This window comes from Candidatus Poriferisocius sp. (assembly GCF_965204015.1).
In the GTDB taxonomy this organism is placed as follows: Bacteria; Actinomycetota; Acidimicrobiia; order Acidimicrobiales; family Bin134; genus Poriferisocius.
Map to the genome: position 1 here is coordinate 2,846,990 of NZ_OZ241965.1, position 20,594 is coordinate 2,867,583.

Below are 20,594 nucleotides of genomic sequence, written 5' to 3' on the forward strand. Positions count from 1 at the left end.
TTCCGCCTGTTGGCACCGCCAGTATGTCAGGTTTGGCGTGTCCGGCTCCGAACTGTCCTGAACCCCATCAACCGTGGCGTCGACGGTGGACAAATGCCTTAGCCGCCCCCCACGTCAGACCAGGGGTTTGCAAGTCGGGGTGGATGTCGCCGAATGACGCCGGGGTCAGGTCGTAGATGTCGTCGGGGAATCGGTCGATGGAGAAGTCGTCCCGCTCCACCGGGGCTACGCCGACTGCCCGGAGCACCTCGGTGGGATAGTGCACCGCCTGGCGCAGGAGGGCTAGGGGGTTCTCCCGCTGGTCGTCTATATCGGCGGCCAACAGCCGGGCCACCTGGCCTCCGATATCTGCCGCTGCGGCCGATCCGGCGGCCTCGGCCGCTTCTCGGATCATCGGGCTCATCTCCATAACCCGGCTCTCCACTGCCGACAACACCCATTCGGGCAGGGCTTGTTCAACGCCCTCCGACAGCACCCGGGCGCATTCGACGAGCTGCTGCTCTGCGGCCCGCAGCTCGGCGTTGTTCAAGGGAGTGGAGCCGTCGGGCCGAGACCCAGAGCGGAGTTCAGGTTGCCCGAGCGGAGGCCTTCCAAATCCAGCGTGGCGTACCGGTAACCGGCCCGGCGCACCGCCTCGACCACCGCGGTCCTCTGGGCCACCACATCGGCCAGGTGCTCATCGGGCACTTCAATGCGGGCCACCTCTCCGTAATGGCGCACCCGCAGCTCGGCGAAGCCCAATTTCCGCAGGGCGGCCTCGGCATCGCCCACTGAGGCCAGTGCCCCCAGCGTCACCGGTGTGCCGTAGGGGATCCTGGAGGCCAAGCAGGGAGCTGCGGGCTTATCCCAGGTGCGCAGTCCCAACCGCTTTGACCACTGCCGCACGTCGGCCTTGGAGAATCCGGCGTCTACCAAGGGAAAGACCGCGCCCCGCTCCGTCGCCGCCCGCTGCCCGGGACGGTGGTCGACCAGATCGTCGGTGTTCACTCCCAGTGCCACCGTGGATGAGGTGGCCTCGGCCAGTGGGGCCATCGCCTCCATCAGCGCGTCTTTGCACCAATAGCATCGGTCGCCGTTGTTGGCCACATAGGCGGTCTGCTCCATCTCGGAGGTATGCACCTCGCTCCATCGCAGACCCCACTCGGCGGCCAGCGAAGCGCAGTCCTCGCGCTCTGCTTCAGCCAATGACGGCGATACTGCGGTGACCGCATGGGCCTTGTCGCCCAGCACATCGTGGGCCACCCAGGCCAAGAATGAGGAGTCGACACCGCCGCTGAAGGCCACCATCAGGTTGCCGAACTCAGCCAGGTCGTTGCGAAGCCGCTCCCAGTCGCCCACGCCCCCATTGTGGCCGTTTATCGGCCGCTCATGAAACGGGGAACAGAATATTCGTCGTTTGCCGATCGCTCCCCAGGGCACCTTGTACCAGGCAGTAGCGTGAAAGCAGATGCGGAGATGTCTCGCGCTCGCTGGTCTGGTGCTCTGTGTGATGCTGGCCTGGGTCATCCCCGCTACGGCCCAGTCTGAAGGCGAGGCCGACAGCTCCCAGCCGACTGTGCTGGAGGGCACCCTTCGGCTGGGCTTCGATCAGTACTTCGCCGGAGTCAGCATTGCGGTGGCCGATCAATCCGACAGGAGCGTCGGCCAGGCAGTCACCAATGCAGAAGGCCAATGGTCAGTGGTCGTGCCGGGCGCAGGCACCTACACGGTCACCCTTGACGAGAGCACGCTTCCTGAGGGGATGGGGCTGCGAGAGGGCTACGACGCGACCACTGAGGTGACCGTGGCCCAAGGGGCGTCCCGAGCAGTGGTATTCGCGGTGGGCGAGGCCCCGAAGGGCACTCCGTTCGGGGAGCGGGCGGCGCAAACGGTGTTCAACGGCCTGAAATTCGGCCTGATCATCGCCATGAGCGCCATTGGTTTGTCGCTCATCTATGGAACTACCGGGCTGGTCAACTTCGCCCACGGTGAGCTGGTGACCTTCGGCGCGGTCATCGCCTGGTATTTCAACAGCTCCTGGGGTGAGCTGAACCTGATCGTGGCCGCCCTCGTCACCATGATCGTGTGCGGAATGCTGGGGGCGGGGTTGGAATCGGGGTTGTTCCGCCCGCTGCGGCACCGACGGCTGGGCATCTTCCAGCTTGTGGTGGTCACCATCGGTCTGTCGCTTCTCGGGCGCCAGGTGATCCAGCTGTTCTTTGGCGCTGAGCCGCTTCCCTACACCGACTTCCAGGTGCAGGAGCGATGGGAGTTCGGACCATGGGCGGTAACCCCTCGGGAGCTGGTGACCGTGGCGGTCATCATCGCCATCTTGCTGGCCGTGGGGCTGATGCTCCAGTGGACCCGGTTCGGCAAGGCCACCCGGGCGGTGTCGGACAACGCCAGCCTGGCCGAGGTATCGGGCATCAACGTGAACCGGGTTGTGCTGATGGTTTGGGCCATGGGGGCCGCTTTGGCCGGACTCGGCGGGGTGTTCCAGGGCCTCGACTCCGACATCGATCCGTTTCTGGGCTTCCAGCTCTTGTTGTTGATCTTCGCCGGGGTGGAGCTCGGCGGGCTGGGCACCGCCTTCGGCGCGCTGGCCGGGTCGCTGATCATCGGCATGTCCACCGAGGTGAGCACGCTGTGGATCTCGCCCGAGTTGAAGTTCGTGGTGCCGTTGGCCGCGCTCATCGGTGTGCTGCTGCTTCGGCCCCAAGGCCTGTTCGGGATCAAGGCTCGGGTGGGTTAGGTGGACTTCGGGTATTCCATGAGACGGGCGCGCTGAATGGACTTCGACATCATCTTTGGCAACGCGGCCCGAGCCGCCTTCGGGCCCGAGGCGGTGATCCTGGCCCTGGCTGCCATCGGCCTGAACGTGCATTTCGGCTTCACCGGCCTGTTGAACTTCGGCCAAGTCGGGTTCTTGCTGCTGGGGGCCTATGGCACCAGCGTGTCGGTGGCCACCTTCGGGTGGTCGCTGTGGGTGGGCGTTTTGGTGGGCCTGGTTCTGTCGGCGGCTTTGGCGGTGGCCCTCGGCTTTCCCACCCTGCGCCTGCATGCGGTGATGTTCGCCATCGTCACCATTGCTGCTGCGGAGATCATCCGAATCCTCATCGGCTCCACCGACGCCATCGGCCTCACCGGGGGACCGCTCAGCGTGAGTTTTGACGCCGGAGCGTTCTTCGACCTGAATCCCTATCCCGACGGTCCTCGCGACCGCTACGGCGTCGGCACCTTTGAGTTCACCGGCCAGCAGATGTGGGTGATCACAGTGGGCTGGGTGCTAGTGGCGCTGGTCAGCCTGGTGGTGTTCCTGATCGTGCGCAGTCCGTGGGGACGGGTGCTGAAGTCGATCCGGGAAGACGAGGACGCGGCCCGCAGCCTGGGCAAGAACGTGTTCTCCTACAAGATGCAGGCCCTAGTGATCGGCGGGGTGATCGGCGGCATGGGCGGGGTTATCGACGCCATCAAGACCTCGGGCGCCGACCCCAACGGATTCCGCCCTCAAGTCACTTTCTTCGCCTACACCGCGCTGTTGCTAGGCGGGGCCGCCACCTATGTGGGACCGGTAATCGGCGCCATCTTGTTCTGGTTCCTGCGGGAGTGGATTGAGTCGTTCTTGCGTCAGCTGACCGCCGAGGCGTGGCTGCCGGACGCAGTGGCCGACTTCTTGAACGGGGCCGAGGGGGTCATCAGCGTGGCCATGGTTGGCTTGACCCTGATTCTGCTCATGCTGTTCCGCCCACAGGGGATAACCGGCAATCGCACAGAAATGCAGTTGGATGCCCGATGAACTGACGCCGAAGCCGGGTGAGGCGCGCTCTGGGACCGATTCAGGGCCTGCCGGGACCGAGATCGAGCCAATCCTGACCGTGCCCCCGGTGGCCGGGGTGTCCAAACCTCACCCGATCTTGGTGGTGGATGATCTGACCAGGAGCTTCGGTGGGTTGCGAGCGGTAGACGTCGACCACTTGGAAGTAGAGCGAGGGGTGGTCACCGCCATCATCGGCCCCAACGGCGCGGGCAAGACAACCCTGTTCAATCTCCTCACCGGATTCGACCAGGCCGATACCGGGCACTGGTCGTTCGACGGACAGCCGGTGTCCTCGCCGTCGCCCGACCAGCTGGCTCGCAAAGGCATGATCCGCACCTTCCAGCTCACCAAGTCGCTGGCCAAGCTGACCGTGCTCGACAACGTGCTTCTGGGCGCTCCCAGCCAAGTAGGGGAGCGATTGTCGGCCGCCCCGTTCCGGTCGCGGTGGCAAGAGCAGGAAGAGGCCAACATCGAGAAGGCGGAGGAGTTGCTGGATCGGTTCAACCTGGCCCACATGCGCGACGAATTGGCCGGCACCTTGTCGGGGGGTCAGCGCAAGCTCTTGGAGGTGGCTCGGGCATTGATGGCCGACCCGGTGATGATCATGCTCGACGAGCCCATGGCCGGTGTGAACCCCGCCCTGGCCCAGTCACTGATGCACCACATCACCCAGCTGGCCTTCGAGGGTCTCACGGTGGTGTTCATCGAGCACGCCATGGACGTGGTGACCGGCATCAGCGACTGGGTGGTGGTGCTGGCCCAGGGCCGGATCATCGCCGAGGGACCACCGTGGAAGGTCATCCATGATGAAGAGGTAATCGATGCCTATCTGGGCCGACGCCGAGCGGGGGCAGAATCATGAGCGAGCCAGAATCGTGAGCGAGGCGGAATCGTGAGCGGGGCTGAGGCATGAACGAGTTAGGCCCCCTGATCCAGGTTGACGACATCGTGGCCGGATACCTGCCCGGAGTCGACATCTTGAACGGCTGTTCGTTGGATTTGCATCCCGGTGAGGTCATCGGGATCATCGGCCCCAACGGGGCGGGCAAGTCCACTCTGCTGAAAGCGGTGTTCGGGCTGGTGGACATCCGCTCGGGTTCAGTGAGCATGGCCAACGAGGACATCACCGGACTGCGTCCCCATGAGCTGGTGTCCCGGGGCATCGGCTTTGTGCCCCAAACCGACAACGTGTTCCCCCGGTTGACCATCAAGGAAAACCTCGAGATGGGGGCGTTTCAAGAACCCAGCCAGTTTGAACCGCGTTTCGAGGCGGTGGCCGAGCTGTTCCCCCTGTTGGCCGAACGCCGGGATCAGAGGGCCGACGGGCTGTCGGGAGGGCAGCGCCAGATGGTTGCCATCGGGAGAGCGCTGATGATGGACCCCCAAGTGGTGCTATTGGACGAGCCCTCGGCCGGACTTTCCCCCGCGTATCAAGACCAGGTGTTCGAACAGGTCACCCGCATCGCTCAACACGGGGTGTCGCTGATCATGGTGGAGCAGAATGCCCGGCGCTGTCTGGAGATCTGCGATCGGGGCTATGTGCTCGATCAGGGGACCAACGCCTACACCGGCACCGGTCGAGAGCTTCTCGACGACTCCAAGGTGGTCAGCCTCTACCTGGGCACGCTGATGGGGTCGTGATGGCTGGGGCCTTGTCTTCGGAATTCCATTCAAGGCGTTCGTCTCATTCAGCGGCGGAACACTAGCCTCGGCGGGTAGTGGCCCTAGGCGAGGCGAGAACGAGCGCACTGCGCCGCGATGAGCTATTGGCTGATCGCGCCATGGTGGGCACGGTTCTGTGCCGCGCGCTAGCCCGGCGAACTGACGAGTGGCTCCAGGGCATCTTCTCTGCCGAGGTGACCGATGCCGAGGGGATCGCGCTGGTGGCGGTCGGCGGGTACGGCCGGGCCGAGCTATGTCCCTATAGCGATATCGACCTTCTGCTGTTGCATCGGGACCGTCCCGACATCGGCGACATCGCCACCCGGCTGTGGTATCCGATCTGGGACGAGGGGTTGAAGCTCGGCCATTCGGTGCGGACGCCCAGAGAGACCCGGGAGTTGGCCAAGAGTGATCTGGACACGGCCACCTCGCTGCTGGACGCTCGCCACATTGCCGGTGATGCCGAGCTGACCGCCGACCTGACGGCCGACAACGCGGCCCAGTGGTTGCGCAGCGCCCGGCGGTGGCTTCCCCTGCTGGCTCAGCGGGTGGCCGAGCGCCATCGGCGCAGCGGGGAGGTGGCATACAAGCTGGAGCCCGACCTGAAACAAGGTCGGGGTGGATTGCGGGACGTTCACGCGCTGCGGTGGGCGGAAGCGGCCGTGTTTGAGATGGACGAGGCCGACAGCCGCAAGCTGTGGGCCGACTACGAGGTGATCCTGGCCGCCCGAGTGGAATTGCACCGCACCACCGACCGCCCCGGCGACCAGCTTCTGCTCCAAGAGCAGGATGGTGTGGCTGCTGCGCTGGACTATGCCGATGCCGATGAGTTGATGGCCGCCATCGCCAGCTCGGCCCGGTCGATTGCCTGGCGTAGCGACGAGATCTGGGCTTGGCTGCGGGATTCCGAGCTGCCTCCCGAATGGCGCCGAAGGCTGCGCCGGCGCACCAGTCGCAACAACACGGCGCTGGATGTCGACGTGATGACCCACGAGGGCCGGGCGGTGCTGGCCGATGATGCCGATGCCGCCGACCCCTGTACTGCGCTTCGCCTGGCCCGGGCGGCCGCCACCCACGGACTGCGCATGGACCGTCCCAGCCTGGAGCGTCTCCATGGGCAGATGGCCCCCATGCCCGAACAGTGGCCCGATGAGGCTCGCAAGATGTTCGTGGATTTGCTGTTGACCGGCACCGCGGCCCCGCCGGTGATCGAAGCGCTGGATCAAATGGACCTGTTCGTCCGCATTCTGCCGGAGTGGGCTCCCAATCGCAGCCGTCCCCAGCGCAACGCTTACCACCAGTTCACCGTGGATCGGCACCTGTGCGAGGCCGCTGCCTTGGCCGCCGAACTCGTCGACCGGGTGGACCGCCCCGACCTTTTGGTGGTGGGGGCTCTGCTCCATGACATTGGCAAGGGCTACCCCGGCGACCACACCGAGGTGGGAATGGGGTTGATAGCCGACATCGCCCATCGGATGGGGTACCCGCCCACCGATGTGGACGTGCTGGTGGCCATGGTGGAGCACCATCTGCTGTTGCCCGACGTAGCCACTCGGCGCGATCTGGAAGACCCCGACACCATTGCCGAGGTGGCTCGCCAGGCCCGCACCGTGGAGACGCTGCGTTTGCTGGGAGCGCTCACCGAGGCCGATTCGGTGGCCACCGGTCCCTCGGCGTGGAGCAAGTGGAAGGCCAGCCTGGTGCGCGAGCTGGTGGCCCGCTGCGCCCACGTAATGGAAGGCGGCGACATCGACGAGATCACGTCGAAGTTCCCCACCCCCGAGCAGCGGGGGATGATGGAGGCTGGGGAGCGCCTTGTGCTGGGCGAGGGCGACACCCTGCTGGTGATCGCCCCTGATCAGCACGGCATGTTCTCCCGGGTGGCCGGGGCGCTGGCTCTGAGCGGACTCCGGGTGCTTTTGGCCGCGGCTCACTCTGAGTATGGGATGGCGCTGGAGCGGTTCCAGGTAGAGAGCACCCTCGGGTTGGAGATCGACTGGCCCCAAGTCACGGCCTATGTGGAGCAGGCCCTGGCCGGACGCCTGGCCATTGAGGCCCGACTGGCCGAGCGAATCAGCACTTATGAGGTTGAGCCCGACTTCACCCCCCGGCCGGTGATCGCCCCCAAAGTGAGCGTGGACAACGATTCTTCGTCCACCGCCACCATCATCGAGCTGGCCGCCCAGGCCCGCATCGGCCTGCTGAGCCGGGTTACCAGCGCCCTGTCGCAGCTTGGACTCGACATTCTCAGCGCCAAGGTGCAAGACCTCGGTGGGGATGTGGTCCACGCCTACTACGTGCGCGACGGCGAGGGCAACAAGGTGACCGATCAAGACCACATCAACGAGATCAATCTGGCGCTCCAGCACGCCATCGATACCTCCTCTACCCGGGTATGAGGGCGATAGGGACCACCTAGCGGCGATGACTGACGAAGGCCGGGCCGTAGTAGGAGAGGGCGACCTGCGGCGGTGGTCGGAGGCCTTGGCCGGGATTGCCCGCACCGGGCTGGCCTTCACCGACAACAAATATGAGCAGGAGCGGTTCGAGGAGGTGTTGCACGTGGCGGCCGACATGGCGGCCACGCTGAGCACGGGATGGACGCCGGAAAATTTCGTGGCCGAGTGGATGAAGTCGGTGGGCGACGGCGTGCCCGGCTACGTCACCCCCAAAGTGGCGGTAGGCGCCGTGGTGGGCAACGACGACGGCGAGATCCTGCTGGTGCAGCGGGCCGACTCCGGGGTTTGGCTGTACCCCACCGGCTGGGCCGACGTGGGCTACTCCCCCTCAGAGGTGGTGGTCAAAGAAGTTCTGGAGGAGACCGGCATCGTCTGCGAAGTGGACCGGCCCATCGCCATCCACGACGGTCTGCGCCGGGGGTTCACCACCGTGCCCATGTACTCGATGGTGTTCTTATGCCGGGCGGTGGGCGGCCAACTCGATCCCCATCCCCTGGAGTGCAGCGACGTCGGATTCTTCGGCCCCGAAAACCTCCCCGACGGCGTCCACGGCAGCGACTGGTGGCTGTCCCACTCCTTCGCCGCCATCCGCGGCGAGCCCATCGAGTTCCTCTTCGACCGCCCCCGCACCCCACCCTGGCGCGACGGCCACTCTGAGTAGGCCCTAGAGAAGCCGACTACCGGGATTGGCAGGTGAGGCGACTCAGCTGCGCTGGTCGCGGAGGAATTGCTCGATTTGGTCGACGAACTCGGTGGGGTCGGTGGAGCGCATTTCCTCTATCTCGCCGTTCTCTTCGGCTTCCCGGTCGTAGGCGCTCTCCAGTTCGGCGATGTAGTCGGAGGTCTCGTCGGCTTGTTCGGCCAGTTCGGACACGTGGCGCTCGTAGCCTTCGGCCATCTCCTCAAGCTCGGAGGTGTCCGGTGAGATGTCCAGCAGGGTTCCCAGCCTTCTCACCAGGGCGAGGGAGGCCTTGGGCGATGGGATTTCCGAGGCGTAGCCCGGAACTGCGGCCCACAGAGAGGCGGTGTGCAACCCGGCGTTGGCGCAGGCGTTGTGGAGCACCCCCACGATCCCGGTGGGGCCCTCGTAGCTGGAGGGGGTGAGGCCGAGCTGCGCAGCCATCTCGGGGTTGTCGCTGCTGCCATAGATGGGAGTGGGCCGGGTATGGGGGACATCGGCCAACAGCGCCCCCAACGTGACCACCAGCGGGCTGTCGAGCCGTTGGGCCATGTCCACGATCTGCTGGGCGAAGGTCCGCCATTTGAGCTGCGGCTCGGTGCCCACCAACAGGGCCAGCTCAGTCTCGGCACCATCGGGCGTCTCGGCGCCGGTCACGGTGGCCGCGATCAGGTCGTTGCTGGGCCAGATCAGCGACCGGGAGCCGTCGTCTTCAAGGTGAAGCCGGGGACGGGTGTCGGCGAAATCGTAGAACGGCTCGGGATCCAGGGTGGCTACCTCGGTGGTGTCCCAGCGGCTGGCCAGCCAAGCCAGCGCCCCTGATGCGGCATCTCCGGCGTCGTTCCACCCGGTGAAGGCGGCCACCAATGCCGGTCGCTTGCGGGGGGATTCATCCACCCAGGTGATCAGCGTCACCCGCCCAACCTATCGCCCCGCTCAGAGGAACCTCATCTCGCGCCGGTAGTCTCGCCCCATGGCGGTTGAGATAACTGAGGCCACCGAGGCCACCGCGGAGCTGGTGGAGGCGTTCGAGCGCCTCACCCCCCAGCTCTCGTCGTCCAACCCGCCGCCGTCGGCTGAAGCTCTTGAGACCATCGCCACCTCTGATGCCACCAGGCTGTTGGTCGCCCGAGCCGACGGTGCCATCGTCGGCAGCCTCACCCTGGTGCTGGTGCGTATCCCCACCGGTCTGCGGGCCATCATCGAAGACGTAGTGGTGGATGAGCAGTGCCGAGGCCAGGGCGTGGGCCGGGCGCTCAATGAACATGCGCTAGAAGTAGCCCGTGCCGCGGGCGCGGTGACCGTGGATCTGACCTCTCGCCCGTCGAGAGAAGCGGCCAACCGCCTCTATCTGAGCCTCGGGTTCGAGGTGCGCGACACCAACGTTTACCGCTACAAGCTCTAAGTTCGCCGAGCGCGGCTAGCTGCTGTCGCCGTTGCCGTTGACGCTTACGGGGACCTCGTTGGGGAAGTGGCAGGCCACGTAGTGGTCGGTAGCGATCTCCCGGAGCACAGGTTCCTCTTCGGAGCACAGATCTTGCACCTTCTCGCACCGGGTGCGGAATCGGCAGCCCGACGGGGGGTTGATGGGCGACGGCAGCTCGCCTTCGATCTGGCGGTCGGACACCGGATGGTCGGGATCGGGCTCCGGGATAGAGGCCAATAGCACGTCGGTGTAGGGGTGGGCGGGATGGGCATAGAGGGTGTCGGGTCCGGCCACCTCGCACACTTTGCCCAGGTACATCACCACTACTCGGTCAGAGACGTTCTTGACCACGGCCAGGTCGTGGGCGATGAACACCAGGGTCAGCCCGTAGCGTTCCTTCATCTCCTCCAGGAGGTTCAGGATTTGGGCCTGCACCGATACGTCCAGCGCCGACACCGGCTCGTCGCAGATGATCACCTTGGGGTCGAGCACTAGGGCCCGGGCGATGCAGATGCGCTGGCACTGGCCCCCGGAGAACTGATGGGGGCGGCGGTCGGACACCACCTCGGGGTCGAGCCCCACCGCGTCGAGCACCTCGTTTACCTTCTGGACGGATTGGTCCCCGGTGTCGTTGTGCCAGATGGACAGGCCCTCGGCCACGATGTCCTTCACCTTGCGACGGGGGTTGAGCGAGGAGATCGGGTCTTGGAAGATCATCTGCATCCGGGTGCGGGTGCGGCGGAGATCCTCTTTGGGAAGCTCGGTCATCTCCACCCCGTCGAAGCGCACCGATCCCGCCGTAGGCGAGGGCAGCTGCATCATGGCCCGACCGGTCGTGGACTTGCCGCAGCCCGACTCGCCCACCAAGCCCAGGGTCTCTCCTTCGAGGATGTCGAAGCTGATGCCCGACACGGCGTGGACCACGGCCCGGCGTCCGGCCGGGAACTCCATCACCAAGTCCTCGACGGAAATCAGGGCTTCCTCGCCCCTCATGTGGGCCTTGCCTGTTCCTGCCATTCGAATGTCCTCCCCGAATTCGTGGTCGCTGGCTTATGAGACCGCGGCGGCGGTCAGGTCGAGACCGGCGGCGGTGATCCCGGTCTCCTGGTTGGCGGCCAGAGCCTCGGCGTTCTCCGGCGATCCCACCGGGTAGAAGCAAGCCTGGCGGTGCCCGGTCTGGCCGGTGTCGAACAGCTCCGGCTCATCGGTGACGCACTGCTGTTGGGCGTAGCGGCACCGAGGGGCGAACCGGCATCCCACTAGATCCAGCACCATGTCGGGCGGACGGCCGCTGATGGCGTCGAGACGGGTGTGGCTCTGGTGCTCCACCCGGGGGATCGACTTGAACAGCGCCTCGGTGTACGGGTGGTTCATGTGGTGGAACAGCGTGGTGGTATCGGCGGTCTCCACCATCTTTCCGGCGTACATCACCCCGATGCGTCGAGCCCGGCCAGCCACCACTCCCAGATCGTGGGTGATGAGGATCATGGCCATGCCCAATTCCTCTTGGAGCGAGGCCAGCAAATCCAAGATCTGCTTTTGCACGGTCACGTCCAGCGCGGTGGTGGGCTCATCGGCGATCAGCAGCTTGGGGTTGCAGGCCAACGCGATGGCGATGGTGACCCGCTGGCGCATCCCGCCCGAAAGCTGGTGGGGGTACTCCTTGAGCCGCTTGCGGGGTTCGGGGATGCCCACCTGCACCATGAGCTCGAGGGCCCGATCCATAGCCTCTTGTTTGGATGCTCCGAGGTGATAGCGAATGGACTCGGTGATTTGGACACCCACCTTCTTGACCGGATTCAACGAGGTCATCGGGTCTTGGAAGATCATGGCCATCTGGGTGCCCCAGAAGTGCTTGGCCTCGCTGCGGCTCAGGTTGCGGGTGTCCTTGCCGTCGAAGAACACCTCGGAGCCATCGGGAATGATGGCGTTGCTGGTCAAGATATTCATGATCGATCGCACCAGCACCGACTTGCCCGAACCCGACTCGCCCACGATGCCGATGGTCTCGCCCTTGTCCAGTGTGAAGCTCACCCCGTCGACGGCCTTCAGGATCCCGCGCGGCGTATCGAAGTAGGTGCGGAGGTTCTCCACCTCCAGAAGCGGACGCTCAGCTGCCACGGCATTCCCCCCGTTGTCTATGGGCTGATCTCGATGTGGCCGACATGGTACGCCAATCTCAGAGCCTCTGGGAATCCCGCGGTGATGTGCGGTCATCCCGATTCCGGTCGCCGAGCCGTCGGCCCAACCCGGTCAAGCCGCCGAAGAGGCCGTACTTGCGACGAATCTGCTCGCGGACCGTCATCGGCTGGCCGAACTCATCCAGCACTTCCTCGAGTTGTCCGTCGGGGTCTTCTTTGTCGCGGTCGTAGGCGATGACGGTGGTTCCGGCCAGCCAGTCCGACACCGTGCGGCGGCGGCGGTCGGCAGGGACGGTCACATAGGTGGCCGCGTTGACCACCAGCCCGCCGATAAACACCGGCGGCACGATCCACGAAGCCCCGCCCACCAGCCAACGGGCCGCGCATCGGCCGAGACCGAGGTGGCTGCCGTCTTTGGTGCGCACCGCCCGGAGGTTCAACAGGTCCATGGCCGGGGTCTGGCCCTCGTTCCAGCGCAGGAACACCATCGTGTATACGAAGTGGAAGAAGACGTAGGCCAGCACTGCGGCCGTGGCCCGCCCCCAGGGATCGGGCTGCCACCGGGTGGACACGTCGTCCATGAACCACAGCAACTGGATGACGGTGAGCATCCATTGGATGAAGAAAACGGTGACAGCGTCAATGAGCCGGGCCAACACCCGCCGCCATACGGCGGCCACCGGATACGGCTTCCCGTCGGGGCCGTCCACGATGGTCGCGCCCTCGGGAAATTCCTCGGTGTCCAACGGGGTCTTACGCGGTCTCCGGCGTCTCGACGAAGAATGCTGTCGTGCTCGGGCCTCAGCCTGAGACATGCCGCTCTCAACTCTCATAGCAGTTCTTCAACCAACTCTGAGGGGCGGGCGATCACGGCCTGGTCGCCGCGTACCACCACTGGGCGCTGCATCAGCTTGGGGTGCTCCAGCAGCAACTCGATCACTTGGTCGGCACTCTGGTAGTCGCCGATACTCAGTCCGAGTTGCTTGAAGTGGTTGTCTTCTCGAATCAGCTCGGCGGGCTCGTTGGGCAGCATCTCCAAGAACCGCTCCAGGTCGCCGCGGCTCAGCGGAGTCTTGAGGTACTGGACGACGTCGAACTCGACGCCCCGCGACTCGAGAATCTCGAGCGCGCCCCGAGACTTGCCTCAACCGGGGTTGTGATAAACGACGATCTCGGCCATCCCCCGACGTTATCTCAGTACCGGGAGTACTTCTGTTCTGACCGATTTGTTAGGGGCGCGGATCGGCGGTGGGAGTACGGCACCATCTACCATGGCGTCATGCACGACCTGGTGATCAAGGGCGGTTTGATTGTGGACGGCACGGGGGGTGAGCCGTTCACAGGGGATGTGGCCATCGACGGAGACCGGATCACAAGGGTCTACCCCGGCGGCAACCCCGACTTGGAGGGCAACGAGATCATCGACGCCGCCGGGCTGGTGGTGACCCCCGGTTTTGTGGACTGCCACACCCACTACGACGGCCAAGTGACGTGGGATCCGATCCTGGAGCCGTCGGCCCACCACGGAGTGACTACCGTGATGATGGGCAACTGCGGGGTGGGGTTCGCCCCGGTGCGTCCCGGCACCGAGGAATGGCTCATCCAGCTCATGGAGGGGGTGGAGGACATCCCCGGTGCTGCGCTGTCGGAGGGCATTACCTGGGAGTGGGAGACCTTCCCCGAGTACCTCGACGCCCTAGAGCGCAAGCCCCTGTCCCTCGACATCGGCTGCCAGGTACCGCATGGCGCGGTGCGGGCCTACGTCATGGGGGAGCGGGGGGCCAAGAACGAGCCGGCCACCCCAGAAGACATCGCCCAGATGCGCGAGATCGTGGCCGAGGCGCTGCGAGCCGGGGCCTTCGGATTCTCCACGTCCCGCACCATCGCCCACATGGCCATCGACGGCGAGCCGGTTCCCGGTACCTACGCGGCTGAGGACGAGCTGTTCGGCATCGGCGAGGCGCTGACCGAGGTGGGCCACGGCCTGTACGAGCTAGCCCCTGCCGGAGTGATCGGCGAAGACCTGGCCGCTCCCCACAAGGAGGTCGACTGGATGCGCCGCCTGTCGGCCGCCACCGGCCGCCCGGTCACCTTCGCCCTGGTGCAGGTGGACGCCGCCCCCGAGCTGTGGCGGGAGATTATGGACCTGTCGGCCGATGCTGTCGCCGAAGGCGCTCAGCTCCACCCGCAGGTCGCCCCTCGGTGCAACGGCATCCTGATCGGGCTTCAGACCAACCACGCCTTCAGCAGTCGGCCAAGCTTTGCCGAGATAGCCGAGCTGCCCATCGAAGAACTGGTGGCCGAGCTGCGCCGGCCCGAGCGCAAGGCGGCCATCTTGTCGGAGGAGAGCTCGTTTACCAACCAGTTCGCCGAGTACATGGGCACCCAACTCCACCGGATCTACGTGCTGGGCGATCCCCCCGACTATGAGCCCGGTCCCGAGCGGTCAGTAGCCGCCATTGCGGAGGCACAAAGCCGGGAGACCGAGGATCTGCTCTACGACCTTCTGTTGGAGGACGACGGCCGGGCCCTGCTGCTGTTCCCATTCCTGAACTACAGCCACGGCAACGCCGACGCAGTGCGGGAAATGTTCCTGCATCCCTCGGGAGTGTCGGGGCTCTCCGACGGCGGCGCCCACTGCGGAGCGATCTGCGACGCCTCCATGCCCACGTGGTTGCTCACCTTCTGGGCCCGAGACCGCCAGCGGGGCGAGAAGCTCCCCTTGGAGTATGTGGTGCGCAAGCAGTCACATGACACCGCCCGCCTCTTCGGCCTCACCGATCGGGGCACGCTGGAGCCGGGCATGAAGGCCGACATCAACGTGATCGACCACGAGCACCTGACGTTGCACCCGCCCAAACTGGTGGCCGACCTGCCCGCTGGGGGCCGGCGCTTCGACCAGAGGGCCACTGGGTATGTGGCTACGCTGGTCAGCGGAGTGGTGACCCGCCGCAACGGTGAAGACACCGGGGCTCGCCCCGGCAAGCTGCTCCGAGCCGGAGCCCCGGGCTAGCGGCCGCAAACCAAGAACAAAACGCAGAGCATCAACACTTGGAGGAAGAGCAGTGCTGGATCTGGTGATCGCCAACGGAACCGTGGTGGACGGGACTGGTGCCGACCAGTTCGTTGGCCACATTGGCGTAAAGGACGGCAAGGTGGCGGTGGTTGACCGCAGCGGGGGTCCGGCTCCCGAGGCGGCCAAGACCATCGACGCCACCGGGTTGCTGGTGACTCCGGGCTTCGTGGACTGCCATACCCACTACGACGGGCAGGTCACCTGGGATGACAAGCTCCAGCCGTCGTCCAACCACGGCGTGACCACGGTAGTGATGGGCAACTGCGGTGTGGGGTTCGCCCCGGTGCAGCCCGGCAAAGAGGACTGGCTCATCCAACTGATGGAAGGCGTGGAGGACATCCCCGGAGCGGCCCTCTCAGAAGGCATCTCTTGGGGGTGGGAGAGCTTCCCCGAGTACCTCGACGTTGTCGAGCAGCGCGAGCTGGCCATCGACGTGGCCGCCCAGGTGGCCCATGGCGCGGTACGGGGCTACGTGATGGGGGAGCGGGGGGCCAAGAACGAGCCGGCCACCCCTGAAGACATCGAGGCCATGTACGCCATCGTGCGCGAGGCCATCGAGGCCGGAGCGGTGGGGGTGTCCACGTCCCGCACGCTGGGCCACCGGGCCATCGACGGCGAACCGGTGCCGGGCACTTTCGCCGCCGAGGACGAGCTGTTCGGTCTGGGCCGGGCGCTGGCCGATGCCGGCTCCGGCGTGTTCGAGCTGGCTCCCGCGGGGGCGGCCGGACTGGATCTAGTGGCTCCGCCCAAGGAGATGGACTGGATGCGCCGGCTGTCGGCCCACTTCGACGTGCCGGTGTCGTTCGCTCTGTTGCAACTGGAGGCCGCTCCTGATTTGTGGCGAGAGATGATGGATGAGTCGCTTCGGGCGGTTGACGAGGGCGCCCGAATGTACCCCCAAATCGCTGGTCGCCCCTTCGGGATGCTCATCGGGCTTCAAACCAACCACGCCTTTGCCAAGCGGCCCACGTTCGCATCGCTGGCCCATCTGCCCTTCGATCAACTGGTGGCTGAGCTGCGCAAGCCGTCGGTCCGGGCCGCCATATTGGGCGAAGACGACCTACCCCCCGACCCGACCGTGCTGTTCGACCAGATGCCCAGCATGGTGGCGTCGATGATCCACAAGTTGTATGTGATCGGCGACCCGCCCGACTACGAGCCCACCCACGACCGCACCGTTACCGCCATGGCCGAGGCCCGCGGCGTGGACCCGTTTGAGATGCTGTACGACCTCAGCCTTACCGACGATGGCCGTGCTCTGATGATGCTGCCCATGTTCAACTACGTCGAGGAGAACCACGACGTAATCCGGGAGCAGTTGCTGCATCCGGCCGGGGTGTCGGGGCTGTCGGATGGCGGGGCTCACTGCGGCATGATCTGCGACGCCTCCATCCCCACCTTCATGATCACCCACTGGACCAGGGACCGCACCCGGGGCGAGCAGCTCCCCTTGGAGTGGGTGGTGAAGAAGCAGACCAACGACACCGCCTCCCTGTACGGGCTGGACGACCGGGGCACCCTGGAAGTGGGCAAGCGGGCCGACGCCAATGTGATCGACCATCAGGCGCTGACCTTGCGCTCTCCCCGGGTGGTCCACGACTTGCCGGCCGGGGGCCGCCGCCTCGACCAGCAGGCGGATGGCTACGTGGCCACCGTCGTGGCTGGGGAGGTGACCCGCAGCAACGGGACCGACACCGGGGCCCGCCCCGGCCGGTTGGTGCGCGGCACCCGATAGAAGCCGAATCGCCATGGGCATCGACCTGGATCGCTATCAGATTCGCCCAGGAAACGGCGACGGCACCCCGGCCCGGTTACCCAAAGGCCGCTACCTCAACGAGGAGTATGCCGAGGTGGAGCGGGAGCGGCTGTGGCCATCCACCTGGCAGCTGGCCTGTTTGACCAGTGACGTGGCCGAGCCCGGCGACTGGTTCGAGTACCGCATCGGCGATCAGAGCTACCTGGTGGTGCGAGGCCACGACGGCGAGCTGCGGGCGTTTTACAACGCCTGCCGCCACCGGGGATTCCAACTGTGCGAGGGCAAGGGGAACGCCGACGAGCTGCGCTGCGGGTTCCACGACTGGTGCTACGGCCTGGACGGCACGCTCAAAGAGATCGTCTACCGCAAGCACTTCGGGGTGGTGGCCAACGAGAACCTGTCGTTGGCTCCGGTGCGGTTGGGCACTTGGCATCAGATGGTGTTCATCAACCCATCTCCGGACGGCCCCGACCTTGACGAGTTTCTCGATCCGGTGGCGGCCACGCTGGCCCCCTTCAATCTTGGTGAGCGCAAGCTGACGGTTTGCTGGACCATCCCGCTGGCCGGCAACTGGAAGACCACGGTGGACGCCTTCAACGAGGCCTATCACCTGGAGGGGCTGCATCCCGGCCTGCGGGGGTTCATGGATGCGCTCAACACCACCTACGAGCTGTGGGACCGGGGCCACTCCATGATGAAGATTCCTCTGGGGATCGGCTCTCCCCGATTTCCGGAGGCCGATCAAAACGAGGTGGCCCGAGCCTTCGTGGACAACTACAGCACCATGCTGGGACTCCAGCCTGGCGACGATGTGGACCTGGCTGGCCGGAATGCCCGGGACTGGGCAGTGGGTCTTGTGCGAGACCGAGCGGCCGCCGAGGGGGTGGACTTCAGCCACTACACCGACGAGCAGATCCTCGACGACTACCACTATCTGGTGTTCCCCAACGTGGTGTTGAACGTGCACAGTGACATGTACACCATCTTTCGGGCTCGTCCCGGCGACCACGCCGGGCACTCGCACTTCGACTTCTGGCTATTCCATCGGCTCGGGGATCGAGCAGGATCAGGCCCGCCCCCCGAGATGATCCACTTCCCCGAGGGGACGGTCATCGCCGAAGTGGTGAACCAAGACCTCGACGGCATCGGGCGGGTGCAGGCTGGGATGGCCTCCGACGGCATTGACGAGCTTGTGCTGGGGGATTTCGACTGCCGCCTCGTCAACATGCACGCCGAGCTCGACCGGGTTCTGGCCCCGGCCGGCAGGGGTTCTTCCGAGTAGAAATCCCACCTATAACCGCAGGTAGAGCAAGAGGCTCTGGCGGAAGGGGGTCTGCATCGACAATAATCGGAGGTTTATTCCTTAAGTCAGCGCCATCGGGTTTTTGGCTCTCGATGGCGATACAAATGAGCTTGGGAGGCGCCTCATGTCGGATGTTGTCAGGGCGGCAATCGTGCAAGCCGCGTGGACCGGCGACCAGGAGTCCATGGTCGAGCAGCACGAGAAGTATGTGGCCGAGGCCGCGGCCGCAGGAACGCAGGTGATGTGCTTCCAGGAGCTATTCAACGGCCCCTACTTCTGCCAGGTGCAAGAAGCCGATTACTACAGCTACGCCGAAGCCATCCCCGACGGTCCCACCACCAAGCGGTTCCAGGAGATCGCCGCCAAGCACGGCATGGTGTTGGTGCTGCCGATGTATGAGGAGGAGCAACCGGGGTTCCTCTACAACACCGCAGCAGTCATCGATGCCGACGGCTCCTACTTGGGCAAGTACCGCAAGACCCACATTCCCCAAGTGAAGGGCTTCTGGGAAAAGTTCTACTTCCGCCCCGGCAACCTCGGCTACCCGGTGTTCGACACTGCCGTGGGAAGAGTCGGGGTCTATATCTGTTACGACCGCCATTTCCCCGAGGGTTGGCGGGCGCTGGGCATCAATGGCGCTCAGGTGGTGTTCAACCCCTCAGCCACCAGCCGGGGCCTGTCGGCTTATCTGTGGAAGCTTGAGCAGACCGCGTCGGCCGCGGCCAACATGTACTTCGTCGGAGCCATCAACCGCGTGGGCATCGAGCCTCTCGGCGACAACGACTTCTATGGCACGTCGTATTTCGCCAATCCCCGGGGCCAATTTGTCGAGGATCCAGCGTCAGACCAAGAAGAGGAGCTGGTGATTCGCGACCTTGATCTGGCCATGATCGATGAGACCCGCGCCCTGTGGGCCTTCTACCGCGATCGCCGCCCCGACATGTACGGACCGCTCACCGAGGCATAGGCCAGGTTCCGTGACCACCAACGCCGAGCTCCACCAGCGCTATCAGGCAATTCTTCCCTCCTACGTCAAGCCGCTCTACACCGAGCCCATCAGCATCGAGCGCGGTCAAGGAAGCTATGTGTGGGATGTCGAGGGAAACCGGTACCTCGACTTCTTCGGCGGCGTGCTCACCACCATGGTGGGACACAACAATCCGGCGGTCACCTCGGCCATACAAGAGCAGGCGACCAAGGTGCTGCACACCTCCACGCTGTACCTGTGCGAACCGATGATCGAGCTGGCCGAGGAGATCGCGGCCATCAGCGGCATTCCCGACGCCCGGGTGTTCTTCACCACCTCCGGGAGTGAGGCCAACGACACCGCCATCTTGCTGGCCACCAGCTACCGAAAGTCCAACGAAGTACTGGCCATGCGCAACAGCTACCACGGCCGGTCGTTTACCGCCCAGGCCATCACCTCGCACTCGTCATGGTCGTCGACCGCGCTGTCGGGCCTCTCGGTGAACTTCGTCCACGGGGCGTATCAGCTGCGCAGTCCATTTCGGCATCTGGACGACGACGAGTTCACCGAGGCCTGCACCGACGATCTTCGCCAAGTCCTCGACATGATGACCACCGGGTCGGCGGCCTGCCTCATCGCCGAGCCCATTCAGGGAGTCGGCGGGTTCGCCACCCCTCCGGACGGCTTTTTCGGTTCGATGCACAAGGTGCTGGCCAACCGGGGAATCCTCTTTGTAACCGACGAGGTGCAAACCGGCTGGGGGCGCACCGGAGAGCACTTCTGGGGCTACCAGGCCCACGACATCGTCCCCGACATGCTCACCTTCGCCAAGGGCGTGGGCAACGGGATCACGCTGGCGGGCATCGTGGCCCGAGCCGAGATCATGGACACCATCAAGGCCCTGAGCTTCTCCACGTTCGGCGGAAACCCGCTGTCGACGGCCGCGGGGCTGGCCACGTTGAACTATGTGCGGGAAAACGACCTCCAGGGCAACGCCCTGCGCATGGGCAAGCGGCTGGCCGACGCTGTGCAGCCGGTGGTCGATCGCACGCCGTGGATTGTTGAGTTGCGAGGCCGGGGTCTGATGCAGGCCATCGAGATCGTGGAGCCCGGTTCCATTCAGCCCGACGCCGCCCGAGCCGGCGAATTGCTGGAAGGGTGCAAGCGCAGAGGACTGCTAGTGGGCAAGGGCGGGCTGTACGGAAACGCCCTGCGGATCACGCCGATGCTGGATGTGACCGAGAAGGAGATCGACGAGGGCGTGACCGCCATTCTCGAGACCATCGAGGAAATCGACAAGCAGGTTTGAGGCATGACCACTTTCATCGA

Annotated in this window: 19 protein-coding genes; 12 read left to right on the forward strand and 7 right to left on the reverse strand. The window is 65.2% G+C overall.

The window, feature by feature from the left end; all coding sequences use genetic code 11:
• Window positions 1-67 precede the first annotated feature (67 nt).
• Window positions 68-529, reverse strand: coding sequence for a hypothetical protein (locus ACOGJC_RS12800; RefSeq protein ID WP_419845383.1), 462 nt, complete (start codon window positions 527-529; stop codon window positions 68-70).
• Window positions 526-1,338 carry an ATP-dependent sacrificial sulfur transferase LarE gene (gene larE, locus ACOGJC_RS12805; protein WP_419845384.1) on the reverse strand — a complete coding sequence of 271 codons (813 nt, stop codon included), beginning with the start codon at window positions 1,336-1,338 and terminating at the stop codon, window positions 526-528. Before larE ends, ACOGJC_RS12800 begins: the two co-directional genes overlap by 4 nt.
• A gap of 109 nt (window positions 1,339-1,447) precedes the next feature.
• On the opposite strand from larE, the gene ACOGJC_RS12810 reads away from it, so the two are divergent.
• From ACOGJC_RS12810 to ACOGJC_RS12835, 6 genes are all read left to right on the forward strand, one after another.
• On the forward strand, window positions 1,448-2,731 hold the full coding sequence (locus ACOGJC_RS12810) for an ABC transporter permease subunit (protein ID WP_419845385.1): 1,284 nt from the start codon (window positions 1,448-1,450) through the stop codon (window positions 2,729-2,731).
• 36 nt (window positions 2,732-2,767) lie between these two features.
• A complete protein-coding gene (locus tag ACOGJC_RS12815) occupies window positions 2,768-3,775 on the forward strand; it encodes a branched-chain amino acid ABC transporter permease (protein ID WP_419845386.1) in 1,008 nt (335 codons plus the stop codon).
• Window positions 3,765-4,658, forward strand: coding sequence for an ABC transporter ATP-binding protein (locus tag ACOGJC_RS12820; protein WP_419845387.1), 894 nt, complete (start codon window positions 3,765-3,767; stop codon window positions 4,656-4,658). The genes ACOGJC_RS12815 and ACOGJC_RS12820 overlap by 11 nt, the downstream gene beginning before the upstream one ends.
• A 47-nt stretch (window positions 4,659-4,705) precedes the next feature.
• Window positions 4,706-5,437, forward strand: a complete 732-nt coding sequence (locus ACOGJC_RS12825) for an ABC transporter ATP-binding protein (RefSeq protein WP_419845388.1) — start codon at window positions 4,706-4,708, stop codon at window positions 5,435-5,437.
• Between the two features lie 77 nt (window positions 5,438-5,514).
• Complete coding sequence (locus ACOGJC_RS12830; RefSeq protein WP_419845389.1) at window positions 5,515-7,857, forward strand: [protein-PII] uridylyltransferase; 2,343 nt, start codon at window positions 5,515-5,517, stop codon at window positions 7,855-7,857.
• A gap of 25 nt (window positions 7,858-7,882) precedes the next feature.
• Window positions 7,883-8,578 (forward strand): NUDIX hydrolase N-terminal domain-containing protein, encoded by a 696-nt coding sequence (locus ACOGJC_RS12835; protein ID WP_419845390.1) that lies wholly within the window; start codon window positions 7,883-7,885, stop codon window positions 8,576-8,578.
• Window positions 8,579-8,620: 42 nt separating this feature from the next.
• On the opposite strand, the gene ACOGJC_RS12840 is transcribed toward ACOGJC_RS12835, so the two are convergent.
• The gene (locus tag ACOGJC_RS12840; RefSeq protein WP_419845391.1) at window positions 8,621-9,511 is read right to left on the reverse strand and encodes a PAC2 family protein; all 891 of its coding nucleotides are present in this window, start codon (window positions 9,509-9,511) and stop codon (window positions 8,621-8,623) included.
• Between the two features lie 58 nt (window positions 9,512-9,569).
• Here ACOGJC_RS12840 and ACOGJC_RS12845 point away from each other — a divergent pair, with 58 nt between their 5' ends.
• Window positions 9,570-10,001, forward strand: coding sequence for a GNAT family N-acetyltransferase (locus ACOGJC_RS12845; protein ID WP_419845392.1), 432 nt, complete (start codon window positions 9,570-9,572; stop codon window positions 9,999-10,001).
• Window positions 10,002-10,016: 15 nt separating this feature from the next.
• On the opposite strand, the gene ACOGJC_RS12850 is transcribed toward ACOGJC_RS12845, so the two are convergent.
• The 4 genes from ACOGJC_RS12850 to ACOGJC_RS12865 form a co-directional block, all read right to left on the reverse strand.
• The gene (locus tag ACOGJC_RS12850) at window positions 10,017-11,039 is read right to left on the reverse strand and encodes an ABC transporter ATP-binding protein (protein ID WP_419845393.1); all 1,023 of its coding nucleotides are present in this window, start codon (window positions 11,037-11,039) and stop codon (window positions 10,017-10,019) included.
• A gap of 33 nt (window positions 11,040-11,072) precedes the next feature.
• Window positions 11,073-12,143 carry an ABC transporter ATP-binding protein gene (locus ACOGJC_RS12855; RefSeq protein WP_419845394.1) on the reverse strand — a complete coding sequence of 357 codons (1,071 nt, stop codon included), beginning with the start codon at window positions 12,141-12,143 and terminating at the stop codon, window positions 11,073-11,075.
• Between the two features lie 58 nt (window positions 12,144-12,201).
• Window positions 12,202-12,909, reverse strand: a complete 708-nt coding sequence (locus tag ACOGJC_RS12860; RefSeq protein ID WP_419845395.1) for an RDD family protein — start codon at window positions 12,907-12,909, stop codon at window positions 12,202-12,204.
• A gap of 83 nt (window positions 12,910-12,992) precedes the next feature.
• On the reverse strand, window positions 12,993-13,196 hold the full coding sequence (locus ACOGJC_RS12865) for an ArsC/Spx/MgsR family protein (RefSeq protein WP_419845396.1): 204 nt from the start codon (window positions 13,194-13,196) through the stop codon (window positions 12,993-12,995).
• 246 nt (window positions 13,197-13,442) lie between these two features.
• Between ACOGJC_RS12865 and ACOGJC_RS12870 the strand changes: the two genes are divergently transcribed.
• From ACOGJC_RS12870 to ACOGJC_RS12890, 5 genes are all read left to right on the forward strand, one after another.
• Window positions 13,443-15,176: an N-acyl-D-amino-acid deacylase family protein gene (locus ACOGJC_RS12870; RefSeq protein ID WP_419845397.1), complete on the forward strand. Its 1,734-nt coding sequence runs from the start codon at window positions 13,443-13,445 to the stop codon at window positions 15,174-15,176.
• 52 nt (window positions 15,177-15,228) lie between these two features.
• On the forward strand, window positions 15,229-16,974 hold the full coding sequence (locus tag ACOGJC_RS12875) for an N-acyl-D-amino-acid deacylase family protein (protein WP_419845398.1): 1,746 nt from the start codon (window positions 15,229-15,231) through the stop codon (window positions 16,972-16,974).
• A 13-nt stretch (window positions 16,975-16,987) separates the two neighbouring features.
• Entirely contained in the window at window positions 16,988-18,277 is a 1,290-nt protein-coding gene (locus ACOGJC_RS12880; RefSeq protein WP_419845399.1) for an aromatic ring-hydroxylating oxygenase subunit alpha, read from the forward strand.
• Between the two features lie 145 nt (window positions 18,278-18,422).
• On the forward strand, window positions 18,423-19,265 hold the full coding sequence (locus ACOGJC_RS12885; protein ID WP_419845400.1) for a nitrilase-related carbon-nitrogen hydrolase: 843 nt from the start codon (window positions 18,423-18,425) through the stop codon (window positions 19,263-19,265).
• 10 nt (window positions 19,266-19,275) lie between these two features.
• Complete coding sequence (locus ACOGJC_RS12890; RefSeq protein ID WP_419845401.1) at window positions 19,276-20,574, forward strand: aspartate aminotransferase family protein; 1,299 nt, start codon at window positions 19,276-19,278, stop codon at window positions 20,572-20,574.
• The last annotated feature ends 20 nt before the right edge of the window (window positions 20,575-20,594 follow it).